Genomic DNA, 14,521 nt, shown 5'->3' with positions numbered 1-14,521 from the left:
TCTGGGCGTCGGTCAGCGAAAACAGATCAGACATGTTCACCGCCCGTTTTTCGAACCGTGAAACACGCAACCCCGCTGAAATCAATGGGTCCTGACCCTAGCTCGAGATCTCGACCCGACATTCGAGACCACCGAGGGTACTGGAAGCGCCCAAAATCAGATGGGTGTCATAAGCTTTCAGCAAATCGACTGCTATTGTCAGTCCTAGCCCGCTGCCGGTGACCGATGTGTCCAAACGACCGCCGGACCGAAGTGCATCGCGGCGGGCGTCTTCCGGAATCCCGGGGCCGTCGTCTTCGATGCTGATTTCGATGCAACCGGGGTTGCGCTTGGCCGTCAAGCGTACACTTTTCCGGCACCACTTGACTGCGTTGTCCAGCAAGTTGCCCAACACCTCTTCAATATCTTGTGCATCCATGCGTACCCAGAGACCGGGGTCACGCACGATCTGCAGAGATTTGCCTTCGCGATCCGCTATTGTTGCAAACAGCCGTTCCAGCCTGTCGATAGCGTTTGTCAAATCCGTTCTCGAATGGGTTAAGTCCGCGGTATGCAAGGCTCTCAATCTGGCGAGAGATCGGCTCAATTGAGCATCGATCCGGTCCAACGCCTCCCGCGCGGTGCCCGTTGCAACTCCTGCACCGGAAAGCGTTTCCAGTTCGTTCCGCAAAATTGTGGCAGGAGTTTTCAAAGCGTGGGCCAAGTCGGCTGCCTGACGGCGAGATCCTGACACGATCTCACGATTCCGACGCAGAAGTTTGTTCAGGTCTTCAACCAGTGGAGCGACCTCTTCCGGATAATCAGCTGGTCTGAGATCTTCATCCTGATCCCAGCGATGCGCGACATCGGAACGCAATCTTCTTAAAGGCCCAAGTATGATAGTCATCAATAGAAGAGATCCGGCCACCCCTATCAGACCGACAAGGGCAAATACGGGCAATAGGCTTTGTTGTGCGGCACGGCGTTCGGCGGCAAGTTGAACCCGACTTTCGGCGACACTTACGCCCCAGACAGAGCCGTCTTCGTACGTGATTTTTTGAAAGGCACTGCGCAGGACCTCACCTTCGGGGCCATTCGTAGTCCACAGCGTTGGCGTATCTGGGTTGCCGGAAGGCTCGGCGATAACTTCGTCAAACAGTGACGCAGACGTAAAGATTTCTCCTTCGTCGTTGCTAACTTGCCAGTATCTACCAGAGTATGGAGAACTGTAAGCCGGATCGAACATCAGATCCCGGAGTGAATCGGGGCTTTGGGTGGTGACGCTCAATCCCACTACAAGCTGTGTGTGGCGGTCCAACAAAGCAGTGTCGAAGCGATCTGATACGCGGTTGTTGATGTAAGAAAAGACGGCAAGTGTACCTAATCCAACAGACACGGCTCCGGATGCAAAGCCTCCTAACAATGCCCGTTGACGCAGTGACAACATCAGGCAGAGTCAATCATATATCCGCGGCCCCGTACCGTTGTAATCAAGTCGGAGCCAAGTTTTTTGCGCAGACGGGTTATGAAGACTGCAATGGTATTGGAATCCCGGTCGCCGTCGTATTCATAGATATGTTCAGAAAGCTCGGTTCTTGAAATCATGCGCCCGGCATTGAGGGCCAGATAGGTAAACACAGCGATTTCCTGAGCCGTTAGATCGATCGGAACGCCATCAACCGTCACTCGCCCGTTGCGCGTATCCAGAACGACGTTACCCATCTCGATCACCGGGTTCAACTGGCCACTTTGCCGCCGCAAAATGGCGCGGACCCGGGCCGCCAGTTCTGGCATGTGGAACGGTTTGGTCATGTAGTCGTCCGCACCGGCATCAAGCCCGTCGACACGCTCACTCCAGCCATCGCGGGCGGTAAGTATCAGAACCGGGGTTTGCACGCCCGAACCACGCCACTCGCGCAGCACCGAGATACCGTCCCGTTCCGGCAGGCCGATATCCAGAATGATCACGTCGTACGGTTCGGTCGCGCCCAGATGTAACGCGTCGAGACCGTTGTTTACCACATCCACTACGCGACCTTCGGCATTCAACAGCTTTTTGATCTGATCGCAGAGGTGCGGTTCATCTTCTGCAAGCAAAACTCTCATGCACCAGCACTATATGCGCGTGTCTCGAAGTTTAAACATCATCTTTTTCCGCCGCTGTTTCCCCCGCCATTACCGCCGCTGTTTCCCCCGCCATTGCCGCCGGAGTTTCCACCACCGTTGCCGCCGCTGTTTCCCCCGCCATTGCCGCCGGAGTTTCCACCACCGTTGCCACCGCCATTACCGCCGGAGTTTCCGCCACCGTTGCCGCCGCTGTTTCCCCCGCCGTTACCGCCGGAGTTTCCGCCACCGTTACCACCGCTGTTACCGTTGCCGCCACGGTTTCCATTGATGCCATTGTTCGCCGACTTCCCTTGCGATGCAGCAGCAGGATTGCCTGGCGCTGTCTTGGCAGCTTCAGTTACCTGCCGCCCAACACTTGACCGATTGGGTACAACAACACCAGTTTTTGCATTGACGATAACGCTGATTATCTTTCCATTCGGCTTTTTGACCAGAATTCGATAATAGACTTCATCTGTCTGAAAGGCACGCGCATTAACTGGGGTGCCGCCAAAAACTCGCTCTACACCCTTGATAACCTTTTTAAGCCGAATGGCTTGTCCCGAACTTGTCGCCTTGCGTAACTCCGCCTGCTTCAGTTCGCGGGCAGCCGCATCGCTTTCTCCGGGCTGGAGAACCGCGAAAAGGCAGGCAAGGATCAAAAGCTTTTTCATCTTCGGTACTTTTTACGGCGCTGACGCCCGATCAACCTAACGAAGGTTACATGAACCGTTGATGAACGACCAGTTTCCCGTGGGTTCAACATCAATGGGGTTAGATGACAAAAACTAGGACAAGAACCCGGCAAGGACATACGGCCTGTCGGAATCAAGTTTGAAATAGCGCTGACGACAGAAACTCAAAATTGAACAACGAGAAACGCCATGAAAAACACAATGACCGGATTGTTGAAAACCTCAGCTGTTGCCATCGCCCTGATGAGTTCCGCCGCGCTCGTTGGGGCGGTCGCCTTTCCTGATTCTGCCTACGCGAAAGGCGGCAACGGAAAAGGCGGCGGCAACGGCGGAGGAAACAGCGGCGGCAACGGTGGCGGCAACGGAGGCGGTCACGGTGGCGGTCACGGCGGAGGAAACTCCGGCGGTAATGGCGGTGGGAACGGAAATGGCCATGGTAGCGGAAATGACGGAGCCGGAAACAGTAGTGGCAAAGGTTTAGGAAAGGGCGCATCCAAAAATGCAGGAAAGTCTGCAACTGGCAAGACAAGTAACAAAGCAACTGGAATTTCAGGATCGCGCCCCCAATCTTCAAAAGGGAAAAAATTCTCTTTGAAAGAGATATTTGGTGGCAGGAAGTCCAAGGCCAATAAACCCAAATCCAAAGCAACGAAAACCGCGCGAACAATCACGTCATCGCCTACGGTCACCAGTTCAGTGCGCCCGGAAAAGCGTCCGACAGGACACAAAATGGCTTCGTTACTTGGGGCTCATCCGTCAGAGTTGGGCGCGTTGAACGCAGCAAATGCGAGTGAGACGGCCCTACTGAACGCTGCACCCAACTCACGAGTCGGCCGAATTGCTACTTATCGTGAAACGGTATTGGCTGGCGATGATCTGCGGGCGGCGCTGGAGGAGCAGCAGGATCTTCTGGACGGGATGACGCCGCCAGATCGTTCTGTTTCTGAAATCGAACAGGATCTTGAAGCGGCACAAACTGATGTTCAGGAAAAGCAGGATCGTGTGACCGAACTTGAAGAGGCGCTGGAAGACGCTGGTGGCACCGACCCAGACATCGAGGCAGCGCTTGAGGAAGCAAACAACGATCTACAGGACGCCATCGACACGGCTGAAAGTTTGGAAACCGAGAAACAGGATGCTGTCGAATATGAAGAAGCGGTTGCTGAGGTCGAGGACTTGACTGAGGCCGTTGAAGATCAAGGGCTGACTGAACGCGAAGCACTGGAAAACGCGGCAAACAAGCCCGTTACAGACGAGGTTGAGGCGGCAGTAAAATCACTGCTTGGGTTAGATGGCTAACAGTATTGGCTTGTTATTCTGCAAGCCGATGGTGGCCGGGTCGACCATGTCTTTACCACGAGCATGGCCGGCCCGGCGTCGTGTCGACACCATCTGACTAGATGGATGGAGATACGCTTTTAGCGTCGTGAACGCATTGAGGTTTCTCAATAATAGACCCGCTCCGATACGGAGCGGGCTTTGCAGTATCCTGATTTGGTCGCCGTAACCTGGAAGCGTGATGGCTTGTAATCGTCGTTTCAGGCGTCCTTGTTTGTCTCATCCAGTCGCTTGTTGTTAATGATGTCAGTTAGTGCATTCTCGATAGGAGGGAAGCGATTGGTGCTCGAATTTTCGGCGTTGGAACGCGCGCCGTGAACGGCGACATTTGAGGACTGCATAGTTGCAGGAACACAAGGCTCAACCCCAATGGCAGACTTGATCATTCTTTTCCCCTTCGACAAAGACGGGCTTTTTAAGATAGCCCTGCGGGGAGTAGTATGAGCTAAACACTTTGAACACTCAGAGAATACATTGTTCACGTTCGGTTAATGTTGTCGCCCCGGTGTGAACAAAAGGTTGGGGGTAATCTTGCTGCTTGGAATAACCCGCCAATCAGGCGAACCCATCCAGCAGTGGCATTATTTGAGCAGGACGGTTCAAATAATGCTGTTGTTTTTAATCGGTATTGCGCTTCTTAGCTGGTACCGTTGTTCTGGATTCATGGAAACCGCCTTGCCAGCGGTGACATGTTTATTCGAGATGCTGCGGTATTTTATGTGGTACTCTTAGATTCAGATTATTAAAAATCTAATAAAAACATAAAATTATGATATAAATTCGAAGACTCCTCGGTCCGCCACTGGTTTCCTCTCGCCCAACGACTGGCGGCGACTTGCTGCGCCCAAATTCGCAAGGCGCTGTTCTGCCTGTTCCTAAGCAAGTCCGGTGGCCAATCTTTGCAGGGCCGTCTCATTTTGATCTTTGTCAAGGTTGAACGCGGGCCGCCGAGATACAGTCACCAATGTATCAGGAGGTCTTGCATGGAAAGACTGGTCGAAATTGGGCGGACATTTGTTCAGGCGATGCGTGATCGCAATGGCTTGGCAAGTGTTGACGAGATATACGCGGAAAACGCTCAGTCCATAGAGGCGGTTGTGCCTCCGGTGCGGCAATTTCGGATTACAAAGGGTCGCGACGCCATCAAGGCAAAGCGGGAAGATTGGCTGAAAACGCATGAAATCCAAACGCTTACGGCAGATGGCCCTTTTGTTCATCCGCCCAATCGCTTTGGGGTGCGTTTCAATGCCGAGGTCGTGCAGAAAGACACCGGACAACGAATGAACCTTAGCGAAATTGCCATTTATTCAGTTGAGGATGGCAAGATTGTATTGGAAGAGTTCTTTATGTTGCCAAAATAGCGAACGGTACCTGGCAACACGGCTTCCCAAGCGCTCGCTGCCATTTCAGGAAGCCTCGCCAGGTCCGGCGCTGCAATCAAGTACGTCCAATCAAAATGGGCGGTTGACTGGTCGGTCCGGGGCCTGGTGGGCAGATGGAATTAGGTTTGCAGCATTTTAGCACTCTGCCCGGATCGGAGAACCTAGATGACCGAACTCTCACTTGACAAGCTGTCTGCCGAGGTCGGGGTTTGTGCGGCAGATACCGACGAGAATGCCCCGCCACACCCCTATGAGAAACTTGACCGCGCAACGCGCGCGGCCCTTGCCCGTGCCACCGCCGGTGTTTCCCCGCATTCGATAATGGCCACCTGGATCGATTGGGCCCTGCACCTGGGTCGTTCCCCCGGACGCCAGCTTGAACTGACAGAACGCGCGGCACGTGATGCGGCCAAACTCTGGGTCTATGCCAGCGAGATGGCGACCGGCGCGAAGGCCACTCCGCCTTTTCAGCCATGTAAGCAGGATCACCGTTTCAATGCGCCCGGCTGGCAGCAGGCGCCATTTTCCCTATGGCAGCAGGCTTTTCTGAGCGCGCAGGATTGGTGGCAGGCCGCAACGGACGAAATGCCCGGCATCGCCCCCCGCGACGCCGAACGCGGGCAATTTCAGGTTCGTCAGGCGCTTGATCTTGTCTCTCCTTCGAACTTCCCGTGGTCAAACCCGGAAATCATCAATCGCACCTTTCAGACCGGCGGTCGCAATTTGATAGAGGGCGCCGCTCACTTTCTTGAGGATGTTGCCCATACCATAACGCAACAGCACGAACCTGCCCCTGAGGGTTATGAAATCGGTAAAGACATTGCCGCGACCCCCGGCAGGGTTGTTTATCGCAACGCGCTGTTCGAGCTGATTCAATACACACCAAGCACCAAGCGCGTGCAGGCGGAACCGATCCTTTTCGTGCCTGCATGGATCATGAAATATTATGTGCTCGATCTGTCCCCGGAAAACTCCATGGTGCGGCATCTGGTCGAGCAGGGCTTTACCGTGTTCATGATTTCCTGGGTCAACCCCACCGCTGATCAGGCTGATCTCAGCCTCGAGGATTATCGCCTGAACGGTGTCATGGCCGCGATCGAGGCCATCGAGAAAATCGTTCCGGGCCAAAAGATCCACGCCAATGGGTATTGCCTTGGCGGCACACTTCTGGCGGTTGCTGCCGCGGTGATGCAACGCGATGGCGATGACAGGCTTGCAAGCGTTACGCTGATGGCGGCGCAGGTTGATTTTGCCGAAGCCGGTGAGCTTTTGCTGTTTATCGATGACAGCCAGGTCGCTTTTGTAGAAGACCTGATGTGGTTGCAGGGCTATCTTGACCGCCCTCAGATGACGCGAACTTTTACGACAATCCGCGCCGAGGATCTGATCTATGCCCGGGCTGTCCGTCGCTATTTTCTGGGTGAAGACGACCTGCCTACGGAGCTGACCGTCTGGAACAATGACACGACCCGGATGCCGGCGCGAATGCATTCCGAATATTTGCGCGGTCTGTTCCTGGAAAACCGGCTGAGCGCTGGGCGCTTTTCTGTCGAAGGTCGGGTCGTTGCGCTCAAGGATATACGCGTACCCATGTTTGTGGTCGGAACGGAATCCGACCATATTGCCCCGTGGCGATCAGTGTACAAAATTCGGCTGTTTACCGACGGAGACCTCACCTTCGTGCTGACCAACGGTGGTCACAATGGCGGCATCCTGAGCAAGCCGGGGCACAAGCTCCGCCACTATCGGTTGGGCCACAGGCCGGCGGACGCGCTGTATACCTCGCCGGATGAGTGGTTCGAGTCGGCCGAAGTAAAGCAAGGTTCCTGGTGGCCTGCGATGGTGGATTGGATCAAAGACCGTTCATCGGGCGAAACCGCGCCGCCGCCGATGGGCGGAAAGCGAAGGGGGGCTGAAAACCTGCCCAAAGCGCCGGGCAGCTACATTCTTCAGGCCTGAAACCGGCGGCGAAGGTCAGACCCGTCAGTGCCCTGTCGATCTCCTTTGGACACTCTGCGCAAGCCCTTCAGGTGAAGTTGAGATTTTGGTCGCTCGGTTGGATCTGGGACTTTGCGATGGATCAAGCCTTGCTGCGGCGCAGGTGTGTTATCGTGCAGGTCGTCGAAACCCTGTGCCACATTTGCGGGTTAGTCGAAGGCCAAGCCCGCAATTTGCAACGAAAAGAGGCAATACACAGATGATTTCGGGCGGATGTATCTGGAGAGTTGGACCATGACACGCGCAATGGTTTTGAACGAGGCCGGCCGCGCGCTGAGACTGGAAGACATCGAACTTCCGACGCCGGGCCCTCATGATATCGAGATCCAGATCGAGGCTTGTGGTGTTTGCCGAACGGATCTTCACATCGTCGATGGTGACCTCGAACATCCTGAACTTCCACTGGTTCCGGGCCACGAAATCGTTGGGCGGATCGTGCGAAAGGGGGATGCCGTTACAGGGCTGGATGCCGGTCAGCGCGTGGGTGTGCCATGGCTTGGATCCACATGTGGGAAATGTCCGTATTGCCATCGCGCACAGGAAAACCTGTGTGACGCGCCGGTGTTCACGGGATACACGCGAAACGGAGGATTTGCCGAAGCCTGCCTTGCGGATGCACGGTATGTTTTTGCCCTGCCAGAGATTGCCGATCCGGTTGCACTGGCGCCGTTGTTATGTGCCGGGCTTATCGGGTTTCGCTGTCTGCGAATGGCCCAGGATGCCAAGGAAATCGGCTTTTATGGCTTCGGAGCTGCCGCGCATATCCTTGCACAACTGGCCGTCTGGCAGGGCCGGAATGTATATGCGCTGTCCCGGCCCGGCGATATCGAGGCACAGGAGTTTGCGCGTGATCTTGGTGCGGTTTGGTCTGGTGGGTCTGACGAGCGACCACCGGTGGAACTGGATGCTGCAATCATATTCGCACCTGTCGGGGCCCTTGTGCCCAAAGCGCTGCAAGCTGTCCGCAAGGGCGGCCGCGTGGTTTGCGGCGGAATTCACATGAGCGACATTCCGTCCTTTCCCTACAGCGATCTTTGGGGGGAACGCCAAATCCTGTCTGTCGCAAACCTGACGCGCCAGGATGGTGAGGCGTTTTTTGCAATGGCCCAAGCCGCTGGCATCCAGACACGGACCCAAAGATATTCACTGAAGGACGCCAACACAGCCCTCGCGGATCTGAGCGCCGGACGATTGCAAGGGGCAGCGGTTTTGGTTCCCTGACCAATGGTCTGTCGCGCCCCGCACCGGCTTGACAAGTCACAGCGGACGTCAGCATCCGAAATTAGGGTGGTGCCTTAGGCAAACGGATCCTGATCGTGGAATGGACGAAACACCGGAACACGAAAGACCGCTCAGCGTACTGGGATGTCGCCCACGCGTGCAGGATATGATCATACCGGCGGACTCGTGGACGATCATGCGCCAACAATCAAACTGGACCGTCAGATGAGCGAAGAGCTTGTTTCCATTCAGTGTGTTGAAAATGCTGGCTTTGTATTGCAAATCGGCTTTTGGTGCCGCAGAGAACGAATATTGGTGTCATCCCTGACAACCGTGTCATTGATATTTACATTTAAATATATGAAAAATGTGTATTTAAATTAAATCAAACAAAAAAGTTTTTCAAACGATCTTGGTTTTCGTCAAGACGTTTACAAAATTTTGTTTCAAATCCAGTAATTTGTTGTGAAATTTTCCACCGCCTTTCCATTATTGAAATGCACATAAGTGCGCTTTCGTCTGCTGGAAGAGGAGCCAGACGACGAGAGAAAGGGAAATGGGAGGAATTAATGACCAATAAATCTGTCACACGCCGCGGCGTGTTGAAGTCTGGTGCCGTTGCAGGCACCGGTCTGGCCCTGCCTACGATCTTCACGGCTTCGTCGGCGGCCGCTTACACCAACGAACCAACCGGAGGGTCCGTGACCCTGGGCTTCAATGTTCCCCAGACCGGGCCGTATGCGGAAGAGGGCAATGACGAGCTGCTGGCGCAACAGCTGGCGGTGGAACACCTGAACGGAGAGGGTGACGGCGGTTGCCTGAACACCTTCACGTCGAAGGCGCTGAAGGGCAATGGCATCCTCGGCAAGAAGGTCGAGTTTGTCACAGGTGACACCCAGACCAAGTCAGACGCCGCACGTGCGTCCGCAAAGTCGATGATCGAAAAAGACGGTGCGATCATGATCAACGGCGGGTCGTCCTCGGGCGTGGCCGTTGCGGTTCAGGGCCTGTGTCAAGAAGCGGGTGTGATCTTTATGGCGGGTCTGACCCACGCCAACGACACGACCGGCAAGGACAAGAAGGCCAATGGTTTCCGCCATTTCTTCAACGCCTACATGTCGGGCGCTGCGCTTGCGCCGGTGCTGGCGGCCGAGATGGGCAACGACCGCCGCGCCTATCACCTGACGGCGGACTACAACTGGGGCTGGACCCAGGAAGAGTCGATCGTCGCCTCGACCGAAGCCCTGGGATGGGAAACGGTCAACACCGTCAAAACGCCGCTCGCGTCAACAGACTTCTCGTCCTACATCACTCCGGTTCTGAACTCGGGCGCGGATGTTCTGGTTCTGAACCACTATGGCGGCAATATGGTGAATTCGCTGACCAACGCGATTCAGTTCGGCCTGCTCGACAAAGTTGCCAACGGCAAGGACTTCAAGATCGTCGTGCCGCTGTATTCGGAGCTGATGGCCGCCGGTGCGGGCGAGAACATCAAGGGCGTGCTGGGTTCAATGAACTGGAACTGGCAGTTGCAGGATGAAGGCACAAAAGCCTTCGTGAAATCCTTCGGCGAGAAATACGGCAAGCCGCCGTCCAACTCGGCCCAGACCTGCTATGCCCAGGTTCTGTTGTACGCGGATGCGTGCGAACGCGCCGGCACCTTCAACCCATGCGGCGTCGTCGAGGCCCTGGAAGGCTTCGAGTTCGACGGGCTGGGTAACGGTCCGACCCTGTACCGCGCCGATGACCACCAGTGCTTCAAAGACGTGCTGGTCGTGCGTGGCAACATGAACCCGACCAACGCCTATGACACGCTGGAGATCGTCGAGATCACCCCACGCGCGCAGGTCGAATACGATCCGGAGCATCCGATGTTCGCCGGTGGCGCACTGGGTGAGTGTAACCCGGGCGCATAAGACCGCGTATCAAAGTCTGGCTGCCAAAAATGGTGGCCAGACATCTACAGCAGGGTTGATCCTGTTGTGCCACTCAATTCACACTGACCAACCCTGAGGTGGGCCAATGGACGCCATCCTATTGCAAATTCTGAACGGTCTGGACAAAGGGTCGGCTTATGCGCTGATTGCGCTGGGGCTGACGCTTATTTTTGGGACGCTCGGCGTTGTGAACTTTGCCCATGGGGCCCTGTTCATGATCGGTGCGTTCTGTGCCGTCACTTTGCAAAAGCTCATGAACCTGAGCTTTGTAACCATCGACGAGAGCCAAACCGACTTTCTTGGCAACCCGCTGAAAGTGGAAACACCCTATGTCGAGGCGTGGTTCGGCCCGGAGTTTGGGGCGACGATTATCGACTGGTCCGTTCCATTGGCCATCCTGTTTGCGATCCCGATCATGCTGGCGGTTGGCTATGTGATGGAACGCGGGCTTATCAAGCATTTCTACAAGCGCCCCCACGCGGACCAGATCCTTGTCACGTTCGGCCTGGCGATCGTGTTGCAGGAAATCGTAAAGTACTTCTTCGGTGCCAACCCCATTCAGACGCCGCCGCCCGACGCGCTGAGTGGCTCTATCGACCTCGGCACGATGATCGGGTTTGATCCCAACGCGATCATCTACCCGATCTGGCGCCTGGTCTATTTTGGCTTTGCGGTTGCCATTATCGGTGCCGTCTTCTCATTCCTGCAATTCACCACCTTCGGCATGGTTGTGCGCGCCGGCATGGCGGATCGCGAAACTGTGGGTTTGCTGGGGATCAATATCGACCGGCGTTTTACGATCATGTTCGGTATCGCTGCCGCGGTGGCCGGTTTGGCGGGCGTCATGTACGGGCCGCTCAACCCACCAAACTATCACATGGGGATGGATTTTCTGGTCCTCAGCTTCGTTGTGGTTGTCGTTGGTGGCATGGGGTCTCTTCCCGGCGCGGTGCTGGCTGGCTTTCTGCTGGGCATTCTCGAAAGCTTCGCCTCTACGACCTGGGCCACAACGACGATCCCGGGCATCAACCAAATCATCATCTACCTTGTTGCCATTATTGTGCTGCTCACACGCCCGCGCGGTTTGATGGGACGCAAAGGCGTGATGGAGGAATAATCGATGTTGGGACTGAACAAAAAAGACACCAGCCTGCTGATCATCGTCGGCATCCTGACGATGCTGGCACCCTTCATCTTGAATCCGTTCCCGGAAGGCAGCGCCATGGCGCAGTTCAACGCGGGCTATCCGGATCTGATGCAGCGTTTTGTGATTTTCGGCATCTTTGCCATCGGCTTCAACATCCTGTTCGGCCTTACCGGATACCTGTCATTCGGACACGCGGCCTTTCTGGGCGTTGGATCCTATTCCGCCGTATGGATGTTTAAGCTGCTGAGTTACAACATCATCCCGGCCATCGCACTCAGCGTTGTGGTCGCCGGGGTATTCTCATTGCTGATCGGATTTGTCAGCCTGCGCCGGTCGGGCATCTATTTTTCGATCCTCACGCTGGCCTTCGCCCAGATGAGCTTTGCGTTGGCTTACTCGGTGTTGTCCAACCCCAAGTTCAACTTGACGAACGGGGAAACGGGATTGCAGGTTTACGCGGATGATCCACAGATTCTGCAAGGGGCGAACTCGCCGGACCTGCCGCATCTGTTCGGGTTGCCGATGCGCGCAACCTACACGCTGGACGTGGGCGCATGGAGTTTTGATTTCAACGCGGGATACTATCTGTGTGCGGTGATCATGATGGTGGTATTCTATCTGTCCATCCGAATTTTTCGTTCACCTTTCGGGATGATGCTGCGGGCCGTCAAATCAAACCAGCAGCGGATGAACTACACTGGCCTGAACTCGAAACCGTACACGCTGGCAGCTTTTGTCATCTCGGGCATGTATGCCGGCCTGGCTGGTGGGCTGATGGCCGCAATGGACCCGCTAGCAGGTGCCGAACGCATGCAGTGGACCGCATCGGGCGAGGTCGTTCTGATGACGATCCTGGGCGGCACCGGCACACTGATCGGGCCGGTGCTGGGTGCAGGCTTCATCAAGTACTTCGAAAATATTTTCTCGAAGATCAACGACAACGTGTTGCACAGCTGGTTTGCATTCCTGCCTGACGGGCTGGAGGACGCTGTGGTTTTCTTGATCCATCCGTTCATCGGCAAGGGATGGCATCTGACGCTGGGCATTCTTTTCATGCTTGTCGTTATCTACTTGCCGGGTGGTCTTGTCGAAGGTGGTCAGCGTTTGCTGAACCGGCTCAAGCGCAAGAAATCAAAATCCGACGACGCGACGTCGGGCAAAACGGAACCGGCGGAATAAGGGGCGAGCCATGGCAATTCTAAGAGTCAAAGACGTCAGCAAGCGCTTCGGCGGCCTCAAGGCGCTCACGGATGTGAATCTCAGCGTCGAGGAGAATTCGGTTCACGCAATCATCGGGCCCAATGGTGCGGGCAAGTCGACCTTGCTGAATTGTCTGGTTGGCAAGCTCATGCCAGATACCGGGTCCGTATTGTTCGACAACGCATCGGTCTTGGGGCTTGAACCCTTCCAGATCAACCAGATGGGCATAAGCCGCGTGTTTCAAACACCAGAGATTTTTGGTGAATTGACGGTGATGGAGAACATGTTGATTCCGATCTTCGCCATGCGGGATGGCGCGTTCCGGATGCATGCATACGAGACCATCGCCAACGAAAAAGCTGTTGTTGAACAGGCCGAAGCCATGCTGGAAGAGATGAACATGGCCGACAAGCGTGAGATGCATGCGGCCTCGCTGTCGCGCGGCGACAAGCGCCGGCTCGAGATTGGCATGTGCCTCAGCCAGAATCCGAGGCTGTTGCTGCTGGACGAACCGACGGCGGGGATGGCGAGGGCGGATACCAACAACACGATCGACCTGCTGAAACAGATCAAGGAAGAACGCGACATCACCATCGCGATCATCGAGCATGACATGCATGTTGTCTTCAGCCTTGCCGAACGCATCACTGTTCTGGCCCAGGGGACACCCCTGGTTGAAGATACTCCTGAAAACATCCGCGGAAACCCAAAGGTTCGCGAAGCCTATCTGGGCGAGGCTGCGTAAGGAAAAGCTATGAACGAGAAACCTGACTTTTCGAAAAACGCCAATCTGGCCAGCACCGCCCCTGCGTTTCTTTCCGTTTGGGATATGCACTCCTATTACGGAGAAAGCTATATCGTGCAGGGTGTCAGCTTCAATGTGCATGAAGGCGAGATTCTTGCTCTTCTTGGGCGAAACGGTGCGGGCAAAACCTCGACACTGCGCTCGATTGCAAGGGTCGCAGAACCCGAAGTAAGACATGGCGAAATCTGGTTGGACCACAAACCGCTGCACAACATGACAAGCTATGAAGCAGCAGCGGCTGGCCTTGGCCTTGTACCGGAAGACAGGCGCATTATTCCCGGCTTGACAGTCGAAGAAAATCTGCAACTTGCACAGATTGCTCCTCCGATCGGATGGTCCCTTGAACGGCTTTACGAGCTGTTTCCGCGTCTCGGTGAGCGCAGGAAGCAGGAAGGGATTACATTGTCAGGTGGCGAACAGCAGATGCTGTCAATCGCCAGAGCGCTTGCCAGGGACATCAAGGTACTGCTTTTGGATGAGCCGTATGAAGGTTTGGCGCCTGTTATCGTCGACGAAATCGAAAAAACCCTCATACATGTCAAGCAGCAGGGTATGACCACGATCATCGTTGAACAGAACGCCGTGCGCGCTTTGGAGTTGGCGGACCGCGCGATCATTCTTGACACCGGTACCATCGTGTTCGACGGAACGGCAAAAGAAGTGCTTGAGGACACCAGTCTTCGTGAGGAGTATCTGGCGATCTGAGCGTTGTT

At 55.4% G+C, this 14,521-nt stretch carries 13 protein-coding genes; 9 read left to right on the top strand and 4 right to left on the bottom strand.

Annotation, left to right across the window (positions count from 1 at the left end):
* Window positions 1-97: 97 nt before the first annotated feature.
* From ACR0FB_RS19695 to ACR0FB_RS19685, 3 genes are read right to left on the bottom strand one after another with little or no spacing between them, the layout of a single operon-like run.
* Entirely contained in the window at window positions 98-1,426 is a 1,329-nt protein-coding gene (locus ACR0FB_RS19695; protein ID WP_171634614.1) for a sensor histidine kinase, read from the bottom strand.
* Entirely contained in the window at window positions 1,426-2,085 is a 660-nt protein-coding gene (locus ACR0FB_RS19690) for a response regulator transcription factor (protein WP_171634612.1), read from the bottom strand. The genes ACR0FB_RS19695 and ACR0FB_RS19690 overlap by 1 nt, the downstream gene beginning before the upstream one ends.
* Before the next feature lie 38 nt (window positions 2,086-2,123).
* Window positions 2,124-2,759: a PepSY domain-containing protein gene (locus ACR0FB_RS19685; protein WP_480621642.1), complete on the bottom strand. Its 636-nt coding sequence runs from the start codon at window positions 2,757-2,759 to the stop codon at window positions 2,124-2,126.
* Between the two features lie 210 nt (window positions 2,760-2,969).
* On the opposite strand from ACR0FB_RS19685, the gene ACR0FB_RS19680 reads away from it, so the two are divergent.
* A complete protein-coding gene (locus ACR0FB_RS19680) occupies window positions 2,970-4,079 on the top strand; it encodes a hypothetical protein (RefSeq protein ID WP_480621643.1) in 1,110 nt (369 codons plus the stop codon).
* 239 nt (window positions 4,080-4,318) lie between these two features.
* On the opposite strand, the gene ACR0FB_RS19675 is transcribed toward ACR0FB_RS19680, so the two are convergent.
* Window positions 4,319-4,504, bottom strand: a complete 186-nt coding sequence (locus ACR0FB_RS19675; protein ID WP_171634610.1) for a hypothetical protein — start codon at window positions 4,502-4,504, stop codon at window positions 4,319-4,321.
* A 597-nt stretch (window positions 4,505-5,101) separates the two neighbouring features.
* On the opposite strand from ACR0FB_RS19675, the gene ACR0FB_RS19670 reads away from it, so the two are divergent.
* From ACR0FB_RS19670 to ACR0FB_RS19635, 8 genes are all read left to right on the top strand, one after another.
* On the top strand, window positions 5,102-5,479 hold the full coding sequence (locus ACR0FB_RS19670) for a SnoaL-like domain-containing protein (protein WP_480621644.1): 378 nt from the start codon (window positions 5,102-5,104) through the stop codon (window positions 5,477-5,479).
* Window positions 5,480-5,665: 186 nt separating this feature from the next.
* Window positions 5,666-7,459 carry a PHA/PHB synthase family protein gene (locus ACR0FB_RS19665; protein ID WP_480621645.1) on the top strand — a complete coding sequence of 598 codons (1,794 nt, stop codon included), beginning with the start codon at window positions 5,666-5,668 and terminating at the stop codon, window positions 7,457-7,459.
* A 273-nt stretch (window positions 7,460-7,732) separates the two neighbouring features.
* On the top strand, window positions 7,733-8,719 hold the full coding sequence (locus tag ACR0FB_RS19660; RefSeq protein ID WP_480621646.1) for a zinc-dependent alcohol dehydrogenase family protein: 987 nt from the start codon (window positions 7,733-7,735) through the stop codon (window positions 8,717-8,719).
* A gap of 569 nt (window positions 8,720-9,288) precedes the next feature.
* Window positions 9,289-10,635, top strand: coding sequence for a substrate-binding protein (locus ACR0FB_RS19655; protein WP_171634601.1), 1,347 nt, complete (start codon window positions 9,289-9,291; stop codon window positions 10,633-10,635).
* A gap of 106 nt (window positions 10,636-10,741) precedes the next feature.
* Window positions 10,742-11,773, top strand: coding sequence for a branched-chain amino acid ABC transporter permease (locus ACR0FB_RS19650; protein WP_171118891.1), 1,032 nt, complete (start codon window positions 10,742-10,744; stop codon window positions 11,771-11,773).
* A 3-nt stretch (window positions 11,774-11,776) separates the two neighbouring features.
* A complete protein-coding gene (locus ACR0FB_RS19645; RefSeq protein ID WP_171118889.1) occupies window positions 11,777-12,982 on the top strand; it encodes a branched-chain amino acid ABC transporter permease in 1,206 nt (401 codons plus the stop codon).
* A 10-nt stretch (window positions 12,983-12,992) separates the two neighbouring features.
* Entirely contained in the window at window positions 12,993-13,748 is a 756-nt protein-coding gene (locus tag ACR0FB_RS19640) for an ABC transporter ATP-binding protein (RefSeq protein ID WP_152459074.1), read from the top strand.
* Window positions 13,749-13,757: 9 nt separating this feature from the next.
* Window positions 13,758-14,513 carry an ABC transporter ATP-binding protein gene (locus ACR0FB_RS19635; protein ID WP_171634599.1) on the top strand — a complete coding sequence of 252 codons (756 nt, stop codon included), beginning with the start codon at window positions 13,758-13,760 and terminating at the stop codon, window positions 14,511-14,513.
* Window positions 14,514-14,521 lie beyond the last annotated feature (8 nt).

The sequence above is a fragment of the Ruegeria sp. P10 genome (assembly GCF_056534925.1).
Note: the sequence above shows the minus strand (reverse complement) of the source record. Positions and strands in the feature narration are given on the sequence as shown.

Coding starts and splice junctions, on each gene's coding strand:
- ACR0FB_RS19695 (WP_171634614.1), bottom strand. CDS start 1,426: ATGTTGTCACTGCGTCAACGGGCATTGTTAGGAGGCTTTGCATCCGGA.
- ACR0FB_RS19690 (WP_171634612.1), bottom strand. CDS start 2,085: ATGAGAGTTTTGCTTGCAGAAGATGAACCGCACCTCTGCGATCAGATC.
- ACR0FB_RS19685 (WP_480621642.1), bottom strand. CDS start 2,759: ATGAAAAAGCTTTTGATCCTTGCCTGCCTTTTCGCGGTTCTCCAGCCC.
- ACR0FB_RS19680 (WP_480621643.1), top strand. CDS start 2,970: ATGAAAAACACAATGACCGGATTGTTGAAAACCTCAGCTGTTGCCATC.
- ACR0FB_RS19675 (WP_171634610.1), bottom strand. CDS start 4,504: ATGATCAAGTCTGCCATTGGGGTTGAGCCTTGTGTTCCTGCAACTATG.
- ACR0FB_RS19670 (WP_480621644.1), top strand. CDS start 5,102: ATGGAAAGACTGGTCGAAATTGGGCGGACATTTGTTCAGGCGATGCGT.
- ACR0FB_RS19665 (WP_480621645.1), top strand. CDS start 5,666: ATGACCGAACTCTCACTTGACAAGCTGTCTGCCGAGGTCGGGGTTTGT.
- ACR0FB_RS19660 (WP_480621646.1), top strand. CDS start 7,733: ATGACACGCGCAATGGTTTTGAACGAGGCCGGCCGCGCGCTGAGACTG.
- ACR0FB_RS19655 (WP_171634601.1), top strand. CDS start 9,289: ATGACCAATAAATCTGTCACACGCCGCGGCGTGTTGAAGTCTGGTGCC.
- ACR0FB_RS19650 (WP_171118891.1), top strand. CDS start 10,742: ATGGACGCCATCCTATTGCAAATTCTGAACGGTCTGGACAAAGGGTCG.
- ACR0FB_RS19645 (WP_171118889.1), top strand. CDS start 11,777: ATGTTGGGACTGAACAAAAAAGACACCAGCCTGCTGATCATCGTCGGC.
- ACR0FB_RS19640 (WP_152459074.1), top strand. CDS start 12,993: ATGGCAATTCTAAGAGTCAAAGACGTCAGCAAGCGCTTCGGCGGCCTC.
- ACR0FB_RS19635 (WP_171634599.1), top strand. CDS start 13,758: ATGAACGAGAAACCTGACTTTTCGAAAAACGCCAATCTGGCCAGCACC.